The organism is Tianxiuia mixotrophica, from assembly GCF_050596425.1.
GTDB lineage: Bacteria > Bacillota > Clostridia > Peptostreptococcales > Acidaminobacteraceae.
Genome location: NZ_CP192292.1, coordinates 3,673,254 through 3,692,108, shown reverse-complemented (window position 1 = coordinate 3,692,108; position 18,855 = coordinate 3,673,254). Strand labels below are relative to the sequence as shown.

Genomic DNA, 18,855 nt, shown 5'->3' with positions numbered 1-18,855 from the left:
TTTTAAGGAGGAAAGACATTGACTACAAAATCAGCTAAAGTGGAGTCTCAAAAAGCATCATTCAAGCCGGATTACAATGCCTTGATGGGATTTGTCGTTGCTGCTTTTGGTCTCGTTTATCTCATCATGACTTTTAACCTGAAACGAAGTGCCATTGGTGACCCTTTGGCTCCGCTATATTTTCCTATTGGGTTGGGATCCATGCTGGTGATTTTCGGCATCGTACAAGTTATTAGAAGCGACATCAAAAAGAGCATCGAATCCATTAAACAGTTGAAAAATGCAAGTGACCAAGATAAGCAGATAAACCATATGATTGCCTATACGTGTGTGGCAGGCGTTGTTTATGCTCTTGTGTTTGAACATCTTGGGTTTGTCCTTTCAACACTTGGTTTTATGCTAGCCATGTTAATGCTGACTGACCGCAAGGCAGTCGTAAAAAATATTATTATAGCAGTCCTTTTCAGTGTTGGAATTTATCTGCTGTTCACAAATGCACTTGGCATTCCGCTTCCGAAAATGCCATACGTAGGATTTTAGTAGGGGGTCTATACTGTGGAAGTATTATCGAGTTTATTACACGGGTTTTCCATTGCCCTCCAGCCATATCATTTGCTCCTTGTAACACTTGGTGGTGTTCTGGGAACCATTGTTGGTATGTTGCCTGGACTGGGACCGGCAACGGGCGTTGCGGTTCTTCTGCCCATAACATTCACTATGGGACCAACAGCTGCACTTATAACAATGACAGGTATTTATTATGGGGCCATGTTTGGGGGATCAAGATCCTCTATCCTGATAAACACACCAGGTGATGGTGCAGCCCTAGCTGCAACTTTTGATGGTTACCCAATGGCTATGAAGGGCAAAGCGGAATCAGCGCTTGCCATTTCTGCCATCGCCTCTTTTATTGGGGGTCTTATTGCGGCGGTCTTCATGGTTGTTCTAGCGACGCCTGTTTCAAGATTTGCATTAAAATTTGGACCAGCAGAGTATTTCTTACTTATGGTAACGGCCCTGTCTATGACGGCGTCTATGTCAAAGGGTAAAATGCTAAAGGGCTTCATTTCCATGGTGCTTGGACTTATGATAGCAACTGTGGGCATCGATGCCATGTCAGGTATTAAAAGATTCACATTTGGCGTTTTAGAACTGCAAACAGGCATTGATTTTCTTATCGTCATTATAGGTATATATGCACTTGGAGAAGTGTTCAAAAGCTTTAGTGCCCTATTAAAGGGACAGAAGAAGGCTCAAACAGAGTTTGGTCGTATTTGGATTTCAAAGGAAGAGTGGCTAAGAAGCAAGTGGCCAATCCTTAGAAGTGCCCCTCTTGGTTTTATCATTGGTGCCCTACCGGGTGCAGGTGGAACCATGGCATCTTTAATGGCCTACAACAATGAAAAACAAATGTCTAGCCATCCAGAAGAATTTGGCGAGGGAGCCATTGAAGGTCTAGCCGCGCCAGAATCTGCAAATAATGCGGCTTCTGTAGGCGCTCTCATTCCAATGCTGACGCTTGGGATCCCAGGGTCTGGTACAACAGCTGTTATGATGGGTGCCCTGCTTATGCTTGGTATTCAACCAGGACCACTGCTTTTCACTCAGCATCCTGATATTGCTTGGGGTCTGATTGCATCCATGTTTATAGGCAACCTGATTCTTGCAGTGGTGAACATCCCACTGGCTGGGATACTGGTACGCGTGCTTGCAATACCAGCTAAAATTCTGTATCCAATCGTTCTAGGTCTATCGTTTGTAGGGGCTTATGCGATTTCTAACAGTCCAGTTGAGTTTTACTTACTTGTTCTATTTGGTCTAGCAGGCTACCTGATGAAGAAGGTCGATATTCCAACAGCTCCAATGATTCTTGCATGTATCGTTGGTGGCACAATGGAACAGTCCTTCCGTCAAGCCATTAGAATTTCAGACGGCAGTCTTGGTATTTTTGTTGGGTCAGGTCTAGCCCTATCTCTTATTGCCTTGACAGTGGGTTCTGTGGCATTCCCATTTATCAAATCTGCTTTTACGAAAAAGACAGAAGAAAAAATGGCAAAAGCAAGCTAGATGATAAGATTAAGACACTTGATGAAAAGTGTATGCGACTATTGCCTGAACCATATAATGTGACATAAGTATTAGAAAATTATGTGGTATAGTGATGGTCTGGAACTTTATTTTTATATGTGTCTCAAGTAAAATAGTAAAAGAATAAACACTTCAATATCTGTTGACAACGACAACAGCCAAAACCGCCCGTGAACTCGGGCGGTTTTGGGCGTTTAAAATTAATTGAATATTTTACAAATAATACAGTATTAGGGACGTGGCTGCGGGGGAAGCGTATGGATAACAAAATTATGAGGTTTAGAAAAAGGATACAGTCCACCTATATAACCATTGCAATTATTGGGGTGGTCTTTATAAGTGTTGTCATCGGGGCATCGGTTAAGAACTATATTGCCTTTCGTGATAGCCTCATTGAGCGGGAGCAGTATCAAATGCTGACACTGGCCGAGTCCATAGCCCAGTCGCTGACCAATGTTATAGGCAATAAAGAAGAGGATGCCAAAATACTGAGCAATCTGGTCAAGGATCAAATCAACACGGTCGGGGTACAAAATTATCGAGTGGACATAATAAAGCCTCTTTTAAAGAACTATCTGGACGTCCAGCAGGGAGATGTCTACGTGGTCCAGTGGATACAGCCAGATGGGAAAATTCAAGAGAGTTTTGTCAATGCCCATCACAGCGATTCTGATGTTTCCAAACTCCATGATCCAGAAATTCCAAATAAGATTGTAAAGACCTATACAGGCAAGGCCCTGCAGGCTGAAGACGGCAAAATGTATCTCGATATTTTACAGCCAGTAAATATAGAGAACGAACCCTTTGGTATTATAAGGATCGTTATATCTTTGGAGCACCTATATCAGGAGTATGTTCAGCAGTTTAAGGTGGGAGACAAGGGCTACGCTTCCCTAAAGGATTCAAATGGTGTCCTGATCATGCACCCAAGCTCTGAAGATATTGGGCAGAATGTGATGATAGCACGTAAGTCGGCCTATCCTGATGATGACTGGTCCGAGCTTGAGGCTCTGGTTGAGATTCAAAAGCAGGGGAAACCGGGCATAGGCATTTATCATTCTTACTGGTGGGACACAGATGAAGTGAAAAAAAGGGTGAAAAAATTCAATGGTTTTTTCCCTGCTCAAGTGGGACAAGACTTCTGGATTGTCAATGTGTCTATGGACTACCGAGAACTTGTTGGGATTGTCAATAAACATTTATACACAAGCATGGTTATGGTAGGGGCTATACCTATTTTGTTTATTTTTATGACCATTTACGTCCTCAACATGAAAAGAAACCTAGACCAGCTTCAAATCGAGCATAATTATGTGGATAGACTCAATAAGCTCAATAAAGAACTTGAAGCTGACATAGAACAGCGTAAAGAACTGGAAATAGCATTAAACCAGAATAAAAGACGGTTTCGAACCCTCTTTAATGCAGGTGTTGATTTAACCTTTGTACTGGAGCGGTTTGAAGACCGTAGTTTGCGACTCACAGATGTTAATGATACCGCCTGCAGAAGACTCAAAATGAACCGAGAACTCTTAACGGGCATGCGTATAGAAGATATTGATGCCGCTTATGATCGTGACAGTATGGAAGAGTACATTGGAAAAATGTCAGAGCAGGGCGCTGTTCAATATAATACAGTTCTTAAGACATCTGGTGATGAGGTCATTGCGGTTGAAATCAATGGACGACAATTTGAATTTCAAAACACAAGTTACATCATGCTTATTGCCCGTGACATCACTGAGCGAGAGGCGCAAAAGGAAGAAATTGAACGCCATAGGGCTCTGGTTATATACAAGAATAGAATGGCAGCTGTTGGGGAGATGGTTGCCAATATTGCCCATCAATGGCGACAACCACTTAGCAGTTTGAACTTGATGCTTTCAAATTTAGAGGATGCTTATGAGACAGACACTTTAGATGAAGCCTACTTTAAAAAACAAATCACAAAGTCGCAAGATGTCATACAGAGAATGTCTAAAATTATTGATGAGTTTAGATATTTCTTCAAACCCAAAGAGCATAAGGAAAAGTTTGATCTAGTGGACGGCATTAAACAAGTGACTGATATGCTTGATGACAGACTCAGAATTCAGTCTGTGAATTTGTCTATTGATGATGACCAGCCACTGGCACCTATATATGGCTATCCAAATCAGCTTGCCCAAGTGTTTCTCAACTTGTTCGGAAATGCTCTGGACGCCTTTGAAAACAAAAACGGAGAAAAGTGGATTCGTGTTTCAGTTAAAGAGGACAAGGATGCTGTGATTATAATTGTTGAAGACAATGCTGGTGGAATAAAAGATGATAAAATGGATATGCTTTTTGAGCCCTATTTTACCACAAAATCTGAAGTTGGTGGGACGGGCATTGGTCTTTACATGAGCCGGATGATTGTAGAATCAAAATTTATGGGTGATATTTCGGCTACTAAAGGAGATAAGGGCTTGATATTCACAGTTAAGTTACCAAGATATATTCAGGGGGGACGGTAATGGAAGAATTACTAAGGAAACTCAAGGTGCTTTATGTAGAAGATGATCTCATTCATAGGGAAGAATTGGCAGACTATTTGTCAAGACGGGTTGGTCGCCTCTATCTGGCTGAGAATGGAGACCAGGGATATGAAAAGTTTCAATCCCTTCAACCAGACCTGGTTATTACAGACTTACGAATGCCCAAATTAAGTGGTGTGGACCTAGCAAAAAAGATTAGAAGTATCAATAAGACGGTGCCCATTATTGTATTGACAGCCTTATCAGATAAAGAAACGATTCTAGATACGGTCAAAGTGGGAATACTTGATTATGTCTTAAAACCTGTTGATGTCAAAGCTCTGATGGAGGTTATTGGAAGGGCCGTATCAACCATAGCAGCTATGGACTCTGAATTTGGACAACAATACTTTGAACCAGAAAGTCTTAATGGACTGAAGACGGATTTAACTTCATTTATCAAAAAGGAAACGGGAAAAGGTCCAATGGACATTCGATTTAAAACTGATGAGAGTGAACTGGAAATAATCCTTATAGGCACGTTGACTAAATATGAGCTGGCACTTCTTTCAAACAATCAAAATGAGAACATGGTAGAGTATAATAGAAGTGTTTTCTTTAGGGATCGAGCTTCAAAAGTGCAAGCCCTCGTGGCTCAGCATTTAAATACGAGTACACTTGCTTTTGAAAGTGTGACTGTTAATGTTGGCACTGACCAGTGCACCATTAGGTTCATTCGACAGACCCGTTCATAAAATGCTGATTTTCATCATAATGTCAGGGTAAATTGATGATATAAAAAGACTGTAAAACGGAGTTGAAATCCAACTCCGTTTTACTTTTTTATCTTTAACAGGTTTGTGCTATAATGGGGAGAAAAGATTTTAGACTCGGGTATGTTTTAACGTTTTCGCCGGGGTCATGTGCATCAATTATGAGGTGACAGCATGGATTTTAAAAATGCATTTTCCATGTCGGAAGACATGCAGAAGAAAGAACTCAATCCGGGACAGGTTCTTGTACTCGGCTTTGCATCAGTTATACTAATCGGGGCTATACTGCTCAACTTGCCTATAGCCACTCAAAGTGGGCAGTCTGTGGGCTTTGTCAATGCCATATTCACGGCAACGTCTGCAGTTTGCGTAACAGGGCTTGTGGTGGTTGATACAGGCACCTACTGGACTGTTTTTGGAAAGTCAGTCATACTGCTTCTTATTCAAATTGGTGGATTGGGCTTTATGACCATGGCCACCAGTATGGCCTTTTTAATGGGCAAACGAATATCACTGCGTAGTCGTATAATCATGCAGGAAGCCCTCAATCAGTTTACGATTTCTGGGATCGTCCGACTGACAAAATACATAATCTATACAACCCTTATTATTGAAGGTGTTGGTGCCATACTGCTTGGCTTTAAATTCGTACCTGAGTACGGCTGGAGCACTGGGGTTTTCTACAGCGTATTCCACTCCATATCAGCCTTTTGTAATGCAGGATTCGATTTGATCGGTCATGGACGAAGTTTAACGCCGTTTGTGGGCAGTCCCCTTGTCAATTTTACAATCGTCATGCTAATAACAGTTGGGGGCATAGGCTTCTCTGTTATTATTGATATGTTCCAACGAGCAACTGGAAAGAGTAGAATGCTCTCTTTACATACAAAGTTTGTGCTTCTCGTTTCAGGCATCTTGGTTTTATCGGCATTTGTTTTAATGTTCATATTTGAGTTTAACAATCCTGAGACGATTGGGAACCTTGACCTGGGTGACAAGGCGCTTGCCTCCCTATTTCATGCAGTGACACCAAGGACAGCAGGCTTTAATACCCTGCCTATGGATAAGTTGACCATGCCAACAAAGTTCTTGACCATTATTCACATGTTTATAGGTGGATCACCAGGCTCGACCGCGGGTGGGGTTAAGACCACAACAATGGGCCTTGTTATTCTCCTGGTTATATCTGTTATTACAGGTAAGGAGGACATCGAGTTTAGTAGGAGACGGTTTCAGACAGCAACTGTGATGAGGGCTCTGGCTATTTTAGGCATTGGTCTGTTTATTGTTTTGACTGTGACCCTATTTTTAAGTTTCACAGAACAAGGGCTAAGTTTTATGGATATTTTCTTCGAATCTATTTCTGCCTTTGGTACGGTTGGACTCTCACTTGGTATCACATCAAAACTTAGTTTTGCTGGAAAAATTATAATTACAATAACAATGTTTTTTGGGCGGCTGGGACCATTGACAATTGCAATGGCACTGGCTAGAAGACAACTCAAAAAGCCTTTATATAGGTATCCTGAAGGCCGCATAATGGTTGGATAAGATTTGACAGGAGTGAAAGTAATATGAAAAAGCAATTTGTAGCCATTGGCTGTGGACGTTTTGGTTCAAGTGTGGCACTGAAACTCATGGAACTTGATTATGAAGTTATGGTCGTTGATAAAAGTGAAGAAACCATTCAAAATATTGCTGATAAAGTAACGTATGCGGTCCAGGCAGATGCGACTGATGAAAACACAATAAAGTCACTGGGCATTCGTAACTTCGATGTTGCCATTATTTCAATAGGTGCGGATATTCAGTCATCAATCCTTGTGACTCTTATGGCAAAAGAGCTGGGTGTGAAGTTTGTTGTTGCCAAAGCTCAAAACGAGTTGCACGGCAAGGTTCTTTATAAAATTGGCGCTGACAGGGTGGTTTTCCCAGAACGTGAAATGGGCATTCGTATCGCTAAAAATCTGGTATCAGACAATATTCTAGACTATATTGAACTTGCGCCTGACTATTCCATTATGGAAGTGGTTGCCCTACCGGAATGGCTGGGGAAAACCCTTAAGGAAATCAACATGCGTTCTTCTTATGGCATCAACGTTATGGCCATCAAACACGGCATGGACATAAACATTGCTGTTGGCCCAGACGATCAAATCAAAGAGGGCGATGTGCTTGTTGTTATTGGGCACAATGACGATCTCAAAAAGATAGAAAAAGAATAGGTGTAGGCAATGATCACATCTGCACAAAATAAATTAATTAAAGAAGTCAAAGCCCTTGCACGAAAACGCGAAAGAACAAAGACGGGACTTTTTGTCGCAGAAGGGCTACGATTTGTGAAATCAGCCATAGATGTGAATGCGGAAATTGAATATATTCTATATTCCGAATCCATCTATAGGACGGATGAAGGCAGTCAGTTAGTGAAAAATCTTGAATCCACTCATAAGAAAGTGATGGAAATTGATGAAAAGCTAATGATTGAACTATCAGACACACAGTCACCACAGGGAATTATAGCTCTTGTGAAACAACCCAAGTACACTTGGGAAAATATACTCAAGAAAAATGGTTTTATCATAATACTTGATAGATTACAGGACCCAGGTAACCTGGGAACAATTATTAGAACAGCTGATGCAGCTGGGGCAGATGGCATGATCCTGACAAAGGGGTCAGTGGATGTATACAATCCAAAAGTCCTGCGTTCTACAATGGGATCTATATTTGAGTTGCCAGTTCTTGAAGGTCTGGTTTGGGATGAAATCGAAACTGTCCTCACAGAAAACAATTACAATCTCTATGCGACGGCCCTTGAAGACAGTGTGGATTATGATGCACCGGATTATAAACAGGCATCGGCCCTCATTATTGGCAATGAAGCCAACGGTATATCGAGTCAAATACTAGATGCAGTTAAAACCAAGGTTAAAATACCTATAGTGGGTTCAGCAGAGTCACTCAATGCAGGTGTTGCAGCGGCTGTCATGATGTATGAAGTCCTCAGGCAAAGACGAAATAAATAGCTGAGTGTATCAGTTTAATAGAAAATAGTCATATTAGAATGCCCCTTGGTCACGCCCAAGGGGTATTTTTATTAGATGCTTTTTAATGATAGATCACTCAAAACTGTTTAGAGATGGAGAGTGTTTATGTTTTGACCAGGTGATTATAGAGAGCAGCAATAAATATCGGTTTGTATATTCTTCACAATTAGAAGTAAATGGATTGTTTGGATTTTATATATTTCTTAGGCATTATATAAAAAATAATGCAATTAATAATATCAGTGACTTTAGTCCCTATATTAAGTGAACCATTCCTCTTATAATATATTTCGGAAGTCGTAAAAAAAGGATATGTAAAAGGGGACTAAAACAATGCGAAGAAAACTTGCGGTACTGCTCTGTTTAATGATGATATTGCAGAGTGTGGCTTTTGGGAGTTTTGCAACCGACCAAGTGGTGAATGAAACCAATGGGACACAGGTGCAAACACAAAATGTAACAAATATGGATGCTATGAAAATGCTTATTGATTACATTGGTGTCGATTTTTTTACTATGGGCAAGGATGAAATTGTAGAAGAGGGATCAATTAAGGATAAGTTTCAGAAAATGATTGTCAGTCCGAATGAACCTGTTTCAAATTATGATATGGTTAACCTACTGGCAGACATTGTTGATGTAAAAGAACGCAAAAGTATTGAAGATGATAAAAAGGGTAAAAAGTCCAATGTGGATCTAAATTCCAATATAATGACGTTTTTTGAGCTAGACTACCTTCCAAGCAAGGACAACTTTAAACCATCAGAAGATTTAACAGCAGACAACTTAAATACAATGATGGATAAGATGCTTGGCTATGTTGTCAAAACACAAGAAGACCTAGATAATATGCCTGAAGATGTGAAGCGTATTACTATTATAAATTCAGGTCTTACAATAGAAAACAAAACCATCAATGGTGATGTTTTCGTCTCGCCAAAGGCCAAAGAAGGCGTTGTTTTTGAAAACACAAAGATCAACGGTGCCCTTGAAATTGCAGGTGGCAACGCGTCTTCACCTGTTGTTCTAAATAATACAGAGGTTGAAAATATCACTTTGGTTCAATCTATACATAAAACACAAGTACATGTCAAAGGCAATTCAAAAATCGAAAGCGTTAAGACTAAACTCGCCTCTACTATAGTTGTTGAAGGCACTTCACAAATAGAGTCTGTGGAAACACAGGGGTCAACAAGCTTACAAGTGAAAAAAAGTGTAAAAATTGACAGTCTAATAGTCAATGCTGACACTGTCATTGATACAGAAAAAGGGGCTTCTTTAGAAAGCGTTCAAGCTTCTGCCAACCTGAAAGTGGAAGGCACTGACGTCATTAAGAAAATGGAAGTTAAAGATGATGTTGTTGTGGTTAATGAAGCTGTTAAAGATGCTGCCCCGACGCCAAGCCAGGGGTCTGGTTCAAGTGGCGGGTCATCAGGCGGCAGTTCAGGTGGATCATCAAACAGAGATGATGACGATGACGACAAGGACAATGACACGAGTGATAACACTGATAAGAATACGGATGATGACTCAAATGGCGACAGCAGTGAAATTGATCTAATCAAACCTAAAATGGTTCGTGTAACCAATGAAAGACAAGGTATACTGAAGATTGAATTCAATGAGCCGATGGATTTTGATGATGAGTATTCCGAACTTGAGTATATTGCGGTTGAAGACCCTTCTGTAACAGGGTTTGCGGATATAAATTTTGTTTATGGTGACTCAGAAACCATCCTTATTGCAGATGTTGAGCATTTAGAAGGCAGTGGTCTAACTTATGAAATTGTTGGCTTTGAAAGTGTAACTGACCAGGGAGGCAACTCTGTGGATATGAGCACGACGCTGACATTTCCAACACAAGACTCTTATAACCGAGATGACTACAGACCAGTTCTTGAATCCGTGGTTCAGATCAACCCTTACATGATTCAACTCGAATTTGATACAGAAGTATATGCTGAGAATTTTGAGTACCTAAGTTTTAATGGCTACAGATATCGTTTCTACATTTACTCAGAAGGTAGCACAGCCTATATGGTTTATGCCGATGATGAAATCGTACCTTTTAATGTTGGAGACATTATTGAAGTGAGTCACTATTATATCGTTAATGACTTTGTATGGCGTGGGCCGGTTGAAGGGTACACGTATCTTGAATGGTCAAGTATGGATACAGTTGAACCAGTCCTAGATAGTGTTGAAGCTGTTAATGAATATGAAATTTCCCTAGAGTATGACGAGGTCGTCTTTGATAATGGTATTTACTCATTGGTGAATGAAAACAATGAAGTGATAGATATTGTATCAGTTGAAAAAGGTGATGGTGTGTATGAAGTGCTAATAAGGGTGAGCTATGATACACCACTTAGTGCTGACATGACCTATACTTTAACTCAGGAAACACCGGCGTTGGATTTTTATGGGAATCCTGCAGAGTCTTTTGCTAGCGTAAGTTTCGGTGGATCAGACAATGCTTTTATTAAAGATAATATAAAGGGCATTGACCAATATAAACCCCATGGGTTTGAAATCGAAACAAAGTTGTATGAACTTCCACCATCAGGTGTATACAAACTAACCAGTGGCAGTGCCATTAGCACAGATGTTATTTTTGAGCTTGATCTTGTTACTGAAGAAGATGAATATTTTGCAGAATCATACGGTGAAAAATACTTACGGGTTTCGGACTATGGCTTTATCGATGTATCTCTATATGAGTATGATGCCTTATTAGAAGATCAACTCTATACCTTTACTTATGAAGCAGCTGAAGATAGCAAATATAATGATTACACAACTGAGTTAGAAGGCTTTGTTTCTCTTATAGAACTCCTTGATATTGATCTAGAGACTGGAAAAATTGTGGTAGATACTTATATTGACCCGTCATATACTGTTGTTATATGTACAAATGACAAGTGTCGTTATCTTTCAGAAAGCGCAGTCTTAAATGAAAATACTGTATATGGTGAATTTACATCAGGCGATGTGGTATCAGTGGTTATACTGGATGAAGACTATATGATCATTGAAAGAACAGACCGCTATATAGTAAAGTAATCCATCTTAAGATTGTAATACATCACCCCCTATGCTATAATACCTACTATAAAATGCATAGGCATAAGACTTAATCAGCTACGATTGAGGAAAGTAGGCAAAATGGTGCTTTGAAGAGAGTGAATGGTTGGTGAGAATTCACAGGCAAGGTTTGCTGAAGTTCCCTCATGAGCTACAGGGGTGAAAAGTGAGTAGTCCCTGTCGGTGGTCACCGTTATATGACACACGAGAGATCGGGTTTATAAATGATAAATTCGGTAATCTGGGTGGTAACGCGGAAGCTAATAGAGCCTTCGTCCCTATTATATGGGACGGAGGCTTTTTGTGTGAAAGACTAAAGATAGAAAACATTTCGTCCCGGAATCTAAAATAGCATTGTTACTGTGGAAAGGAGTTTATGCATGAAAGATCAATTAAAGTCGCTGCTTGAAGCGGCCAAAGAAGCTGTGGGCTCATCTGAGTCTCTACAGTCTCTTGAAGACATTCGTATTAAATACCTGGGTAAAAAGGGTGAACTGACAGGCATTATGAAGCAAATGGGCAAGCTTTCTAAAGAAGAGCGCCCAGAAGTGGGTAAAATCGCCAATGAGGTTCGTTCTGAAATTGAGGCCCTTATCCTTGAAACCAAAGAAACTCTAAAGGAAAAGGCCCTAGTAAAGCAGCTTGAGGCAGAAACCATTGATGTTACAATGCCTGGCAAGGTCAATAGAGCGGGCAAGCGTCATCCCCTTAACAAGGTCCTTGACGAACTGAAAGAAAACTTTATCGGTATGGGCTTTAAAATTGCTGAAGGTCCAGAAGTGGATACGGTATACAATAACTTTGATGCCCTGAATTCTCCACAAGACCACCCTGCACGTTCAACATCTGATACATTCTACATTACAGATGACCTGCTTCTAAGAACGCACACATCTCCTGTTCAGATTAGAACCATGAAGAAAATGAAACCGCCAATCAAGATCATTTCACCAGGGCGCTGTTTCCGTTTTGATGAGCTGGATGCTACCCATTCTCCAATGTTCCACCAATTAGAGGGCTTAGTGGTTGGTGAAGGCATTACAATGGCAGATCTTAAAGGAACGCTGGACATGATTGCCAAGCGTATTTTTGGCAGCAACACACAGACTAAGTTCCGCCCACACCATTTCCCATTCACAGAGCCAAGTGCTGAAGTGGATGTAACATGCTTTAAGTGTGGTGGTGAAGGTTGTCGTGTATGTAGTGGAACAGGTTGGATTGAAATTCTAGGCTGTGGCATGGTTCACCCTCATGTTCTTTCTGAGTGCGGTATTGATCCAGAAGTTTATTCAGGATTTGCATTTGGTATGGGCGTCGACCGCATCACGATGTTGAAGCTTGAAATTGATGACATTCGTCACTTCTTCGACAACGATATGCGTTTCATCGACCAATTTTAGAATAGGAGGGATTTAACATGTTAGTACCAGTTAATTGGCTAAAAAAATATGTAAATATAGATGACATTGAAATTAAGACACTGGAAGAGCGTCTTATCATGTCCGGTTCAAACACTGAAACAGTTGAAGCTGTTGCAGGACAAATCAACAAAATTGTTGTGGGCAAGTGCCTTTCAAGAGAGAAGCATCCGGACGCAGACAAGTTGCTCGTTCTTCAAGTGGATATCGGTGAAGAAGAGCCCATTCAAATTGTAACGGCGGCACAGAATGTCTATCCTGACAACTATATTCCTGTGGCCCTTCACAAGTCAACGCTTCATGATGGCACAAAAATCAAAAAAGGCAAGCTAAGAGGTGTTGTATCAAACGGCATGTTCTGCTCCCTTGAAGAAGTGGGATTTGAAAAGAAAGTGATTCAAAAAGAGTATGCAGACGGCATTTACATCCTTCAAGGCACGCCTGAATTGGGTGCAGATATTAAAGATGTTCTTGACTTAAATGACCATATTATCGAGTTTGAAATCACACCAAATCGACCAGATTGCCTGAGTATTCTCGGTATGGCTCGTGAAACTGCGGCAACTTTTGATAGAGAGTTAACTATGCCGGACACGTCCATTGAAAATGAAGTGGACGATGTGAATGACTATGCGAAAATTGAAATTCAAGATGCGGACCTATGTCCACGCTTTGGAGCAAGAGTCGTTAAAAATGTTAAAATTGGACCATCTCCAACTTGGCTTCAACTTGCAGTTATGAAAGCGGGCATGCGTCCAGTCAATAACATTGTTGATATTACAAACTTTGTTCTTCTAGAGTATGGCCAACCAATTCATGCCTATGACCTTGAAACCTTAGAAGGTAGAAAACTCATCGCCCGTCGCGCTGTGGCGGACGAAATTCTGGTAACGCTTGATGAAGAAGAACGCAAGCTGACTGAAGACATGCTTGTTATTGCTGATGAAAAACAAGCGGTTGGCCTCGCTGGTATTATGGGTGGCGCTGACACAGAAATTAAAGATGATACAAAAACAATTCTTATTGAAGTGGCAAACTTCTTTAAGTCAAATATCAGAAAAACATCACGGGATTTAGCTCTTCGTTCAGAGGCGTCTTCAAGATTTGAAAAAGGTGTTTCCCCTGAGTACATTCCTGAAGTCCTAGACCGCGTTTGTCACCTTATTGAGAAAATTGGTGCGGGCACAGTCGTTAAGGGTATGATTGACGTGTATCCACAACCAAAGGAAGCCAAAGAAATTCTGGTTCGTCCTGAGCGCGTTACAGGTCTTCTAGGCGTGGATCTTAGCACAGATGAAATCACTGCAATTCTTAATAAGCTTCAAATCAAAACTGAAATGAAAGACGGTAAAATTGCATGTCTACCACCAGCGTTTAGACTGGATCTTATTGAGGAAATTGATTTTGTAGAAGAGGTTGCAAGAATTTATGGCTATGATGTTATTGAAGCAACACTTCCTGCTGACTCGGAGTGGGGTGCAAAAACAAATGGTCAAATTATTGAAGATATTGCTAAAGATGCCCTTTGCGAAGTGGGAATGAATGAAATTCTAACGTACTCATTTGTGAGTCCGAGCCAGTATGATAAACTTTGTTTACCAGTAGACTCTATGCTTAGAAATGCTGTTATGCTTAAAAACCCTCTGGGCGAAGAGTATTCAACAATGCGTACCACTCTAAATGCGAATATGCTTGAGGTGCTTTCAAAGAACTACAACAGATCTGTTGAAAGCGCTGTGGCTTTTGAAATTGGTAACCTATTCTTCCCAAGAGAAATGCCTGTGGAGAACCTTCCAATCGAGAAAAAACAGCTTTGTCTAGGCGCATATGGACCAGGAGAAGACTTCTTCAGTCTGAAGGGCAGAGTGGATGAACTTCTTTCTGTACTGGGCATTAAGGGTGTGGCTTACCACAAGGAGTCCAATCACCCAACCTACCACCCAGGTCGTTGTGCAACACTGGTTTGGGGCAATCATATTCTAGGAACACTAGGTGAAGTGCATCCGAAGGTTCTTGAAAATTACAGCATTGATACCAAAACATACTTGGCTGATATTGATTTTAATATTCTTCTTCAGCTGACAAGACTGGATAGAACCTATACGCCACTGCCTAAATACCCAGCAAGCACACGAGGCATCGCTCTTCTTGTTGAGAAAACTGTGGAATCAGGCAAGATCATGTCTGTCATTGAAGAAAACGGCACTGAAATATTAGAGTCGGTCAAACTGTTTGATGTTTATGAAGGCGAGCAAATTGAAGCGGGGTATAAGTCAATGGCCTATGCATTAAGCTTCAGAAGCCTTGAGCGGACATTAACAGATGATGAAGTTAATGCAGTGTATGATAAGATCCTGGAAGCTCTTAAGTCGGAAACAGGCGCGGAACTTCGATAATTTTTCTTAGGAATAAGAAGGAAAACGCCACCAGACGGCGAATATATTGACCTAGGGATAACTGTCAATGCATAAGGATGACATTATGTAGGATCAAGAAGGGGCTGTTCATAGGTGACCGTTAAAAATAAAGTGATTGTGCGTATTCTCGGTCAGGAGTATACCATCCGAAGTGATGAGTCCCGAGAGTTTGTGCAAAAAGTAGCCAATCTAATCGATGACAAGATGCGGGCTATTTATGAAAAAAATAAAAAATTCAGTACGTCTTGGATTGCAGTGCTAACAGCGCTCAATGTCGGTGATGATTATTTGAAGCTCGAGCAGGAAAAGGAGCAACTTCTTTATCGTCTTGAAAACCCTGAAGGGGAACTCAAGACAATGAAAGATTGTCTGATTCGCCTTCAGAATGAGCTTAAAGAAAAGAGTGAAGCCCACAATTCGGTTGAAAGTGAGTTCAACAAGCTTGTTGAAAACACAGCCACTTATGAGCATTCCCTCCTAGAACTCAGGAAAGAAGTAGACCGAGTTTGCAGTGAACTGGCTCAAAAAGATCAGATGCTTCAACTGGCCGAGAACAAGGCTGAATCCTTTGAAAAATCACTGAAAGAAAAAGATGTGGAAATCGAAATGCTACGTTCCAAATTAGCTGAAGCGGAATCAGAACGTGATGCTTCTCGTCTGGAACTCAGTGAGTTCATTGAGACATTTGATTCATCAAACTAATTAAAACAAGACATATAATAATAACACTGAAAATGCCCGCTTGATGAACGTATTTTATATACGTGATTTAAGCGGGTTTTTGGTGTAAGGCACTTCTTTGTCACAAAACATTACAAAAAGTTGAACGATTATTACGACTTGGTTTCGAAAGATTATATGCAATAGCCATGACAAAGAACCTATGATATTATAGGTTAGGCGCATGCAAAAATATTTTAGGATCAACGTTAGACCCTATATAGAGATTTAGTGTTCGAGTGAAGATGTTCTATATAGGGTGTAACGTTGAACGAAATTTGCAATTTTGCAAGCGCCGAATCTTATTAATCCGAGTTTACAAGATTCTTGGGTGATCTGGAGGAATATATGAATAAAATAGAGTTACTGGCACCAGTTGGTACAAAGGAAGCCCTCGTTGCGGCTGTTTTTAATGGGGCAGATGCCGTGTATTTGGCTGGAAAGTCATTTGGCGCTCGTAAGTTTGCAGCAAATTTTGATCGAGAGGCCTTGAAGGAGGCCGTGATATTTTGTCACAGACATGGTGTCTCAGTTTTTGTGACTGTTAATACCCTTGTTGCCGATTTTGAACTGGAAGATTTGGATGACTACATAGACTTCTTGTATAAGTCTGATGTGGATGCAATCATTGTTCAGGATTTTGGTGTCTTAGGACGTGTTAAAGACCGTTATCCTGATTTTGAAATACACGCATCCACACAAATGACAGCCCACAGCACAGAAGATATACAATATTTGAAATCTAAAGGTGTATCAAGGGTCGTCCTGCCGCGTGAAATGAATGTGCTGGAGATTGAGTCTATTCGTGAGAACACAGATCTTGATTTTGAGTGCTTTGTTCATGGTGCGCTTTGCATTTCCTATTCTGGACAATGTTTAATGTCCAGCATGATAGGAGGCCGAAGTGGCAATCGGGGAAGCTGTGCACAGTCTTGTCGTCAAGTTTACACCTTGGTGGATGTCGATGAGGAGCTGACACAGAAGCACGACGGTGGGAAGTATTTGCTAAGCCCCAAAGACTTGAGAGCCCTTGAAGAGATACCGGCACTGATCAAGGCTGGGGTTAATTCTTTCAAGATAGAAGGACGGATGAAAAGACCTGAATATGCGGCTATTGTGGTGAGAGCATATAGACAGGCCATTGATGCTGCCTTAAAGGGCCAAGTGCTTGATATTGACAAGTTGAAAAAAGAAACAGCCGATATTTTTACAAGAGGTTTTACGAAAGGTCATCTTTTTTCAGGGGAATCAAGAGACAGAATGAATCCTTTCTGGCCAGGCAATAACGGGGTAAAAGTGGCCGAGGTCAAGCAATATGATAAAGATAGGAAGCGCATGACCATTCAAATAAATGAAAGGCTTCATGTAGGGGACGAAATTCAAATAAGGCGGGGCAACACGTCTGTTGGCGCCCGCGTAGAGTTTATTGAAATAGGCCGCGCCAGAGTTAAAGAAGCTGAGGCTGGACAGGATATTGTCATGAATATGCAGTATCCTGTCAAGACAGGTGAGATTATTTTTAGAACTGTCAATGATGCCCTTTTGAAAGAGGCACGACAGTCCTATGCCCGTCAGGTTCAGCGTGTGGCTGTTACAATTGAAATGCAGATTAAGCAAAATGAGCCGATGACCCTGACCCTAATCGACGAAGACGGTCATAGGGGTTGTGCAAAAGGCCAAGTGCCTGAAGCGGCCATGAATAGACCACTTGATAAAGAACGGGTTGAAAAACAAATATTAAAGCTAGGGGATTCTCCCTACCACTGCGTGGGTCTGAATCTTGATCTTGATGATGGACTGGCTGTGCCAATGAAAAGTATAAACGCCCTTAGACGTGAGGCTGTTGAAAGCCTAGATGATGTCCGCTCTATTCGCTATAAGGATAGGGCGCATGTGGCACCAATCATCAGGGATCAAGTGCATGAGATTGATCCGCAAGAAGATGACCAAAATCACGCCTTTCCTAAGTTCAGGGCACAAGTTCGTACACTTGACCAACTTAGGGCAGCCCTTGACACAGGGGTTGATGGGATCATGGTTTCCACACTTGAAATGCTTGAAATTGCCCTTGGTGAAACAGAGGAGATTGAATGTCCAATTATTTTTGCTCCTGGGCGAATTGTACGGGATTTTGAATATGATATGTTTAGGGACAACCTTGACTTACTCCGCCAAGCATCAGGGCTTTGGGCTGGAACATACGGTCTGATTGAATGGGGTCGAAAGCACGATATTCCTGTGATTGGCATTGACCAAGGGCTGAATGTTTTTAACACGGACGCTGTGAATATGCACAAAGATCATGCTGATGTAATGACCTTATCGCCTGAAATGACCATGTATCAAATAAAGAATTTAAGCGCTGAGGGCTCTCAACTGGAGGCTTTGGTGTATGGCCGACAAACAGTTATGGTTACGGAATATTGTCCAATATCTGCAGCGCTTGCCAATGGGCATATTGATTGTGGTCTATGCGAAAAGAAAAATTATGGGTTACAAGATAAAAAAGGGGCTATATTCCCTGTGCTAAGAGCCACGAAAACGTGTCGTACAGAAATTCTTAACAGTAAAATACTATTTGTACCAGAAGAGCTAGAGACACTTTACGATAATGGGGTACATCATTATAGAATGGTGTTCACACTTGAAGATAGAGAAGACACAGAGACGGCGATCCTTCTATTTAAAAGGACAATGGATCATGACTTAACAGAAGAAGATGAAAAGGCAAGAAACCGATTTGTAAGTAAGGGTCTAACAAGGGGGCATTACTTCAGAGGTGTTTTCGCCGACGATTAGAGGTGAATGAT

Annotated in this window: 12 protein-coding genes and 1 other annotated feature; all 12 genes read left to right on the top strand. The window is 41.1% G+C overall.

Annotation, left to right across the window (positions count from 1 at the left end; translation table 11 throughout):
* Positions 1-18: 18 nt before the first annotated feature.
* The 12 genes from ACQ4KW_RS16370 to ACQ4KW_RS16315 all read left to right on the top strand — a co-directional run bounded on the left by ACQ4KW_RS16370 (position 19) and on the right by ACQ4KW_RS16315 (position 18,844).
* On the top strand, positions 19-540 hold the full coding sequence (locus ACQ4KW_RS16370) for a tripartite tricarboxylate transporter TctB family protein (protein WP_430883515.1): 522 nt from the start codon (positions 19-21) through the stop codon (positions 538-540).
* A 15-nt stretch (positions 541-555) separates the two neighbouring features.
* Entirely contained in the window at positions 556-2,067 is a 1,512-nt protein-coding gene (locus ACQ4KW_RS16365; RefSeq protein ID WP_430883514.1) for a tripartite tricarboxylate transporter permease, read from the top strand.
* A 278-nt stretch (positions 2,068-2,345) separates the two neighbouring features.
* Positions 2,346-4,583 carry an ATP-binding protein gene (locus tag ACQ4KW_RS16360; RefSeq protein WP_430883513.1) on the top strand — a complete coding sequence of 746 codons (2,238 nt, stop codon included), beginning with the start codon at positions 2,346-2,348 and terminating at the stop codon, positions 4,581-4,583.
* A complete protein-coding gene (locus tag ACQ4KW_RS16355; RefSeq protein ID WP_430883512.1) occupies positions 4,583-5,338 on the top strand; it encodes a Na-translocating system protein MpsC family protein in 756 nt (251 codons plus the stop codon). Before ACQ4KW_RS16360 ends, ACQ4KW_RS16355 begins: the two co-directional genes overlap by 1 nt.
* Positions 5,339-5,530: 192 nt before the next feature.
* A complete protein-coding gene (locus ACQ4KW_RS16350) occupies positions 5,531-6,907 on the top strand; it encodes a TrkH family potassium uptake protein (protein ID WP_430883511.1) in 1,377 nt (458 codons plus the stop codon).
* Between the two features lie 23 nt (positions 6,908-6,930).
* Complete coding sequence (locus ACQ4KW_RS16345; RefSeq protein ID WP_430883510.1) at positions 6,931-7,581, top strand: potassium channel family protein; 651 nt, start codon at positions 6,931-6,933, stop codon at positions 7,579-7,581.
* 9 nt (positions 7,582-7,590) lie between these two features.
* Positions 7,591-8,385, top strand: coding sequence for a TrmH family RNA methyltransferase (locus tag ACQ4KW_RS16340; protein ID WP_430883509.1), 795 nt, complete (start codon positions 7,591-7,593; stop codon positions 8,383-8,385).
* Positions 8,386-8,739: 354 nt separating this feature from the next.
* Entirely contained in the window at positions 8,740-11,469 is a 2,730-nt protein-coding gene (locus ACQ4KW_RS16335; protein ID WP_430883508.1) for a hypothetical protein, read from the top strand.
* Positions 11,470-11,540: 71 nt separating this feature from the next.
* Positions 11,541-11,773, top strand: a binding site (T-box leader).
* Between the two features lie 97 nt (positions 11,774-11,870).
* Positions 11,871-12,890 carry a phenylalanine--tRNA ligase subunit alpha gene (pheS, locus tag ACQ4KW_RS16330; RefSeq protein ID WP_430883507.1) on the top strand — a complete coding sequence of 340 codons (1,020 nt, stop codon included), beginning with the start codon at positions 11,871-11,873 and terminating at the stop codon, positions 12,888-12,890.
* Positions 12,891-12,907: 17 nt separating this feature from the next.
* Positions 12,908-15,304: a phenylalanine--tRNA ligase subunit beta gene (gene pheT, locus ACQ4KW_RS16325; RefSeq protein ID WP_430883506.1), complete on the top strand. Its 2,397-nt coding sequence runs from the start codon at positions 12,908-12,910 to the stop codon at positions 15,302-15,304.
* Between the two features lie 114 nt (positions 15,305-15,418).
* On the top strand, positions 15,419-16,027 hold the full coding sequence (gene zapA, locus ACQ4KW_RS16320) for a cell division protein ZapA (protein WP_430883505.1): 609 nt from the start codon (positions 15,419-15,421) through the stop codon (positions 16,025-16,027).
* A gap of 366 nt (positions 16,028-16,393) precedes the next feature.
* Positions 16,394-18,844, top strand: coding sequence for a DUF3656 domain-containing U32 family peptidase (locus ACQ4KW_RS16315; protein WP_430883504.1), 2,451 nt, complete (start codon positions 16,394-16,396; stop codon positions 18,842-18,844).
* Positions 18,845-18,855 lie beyond the last annotated feature (11 nt).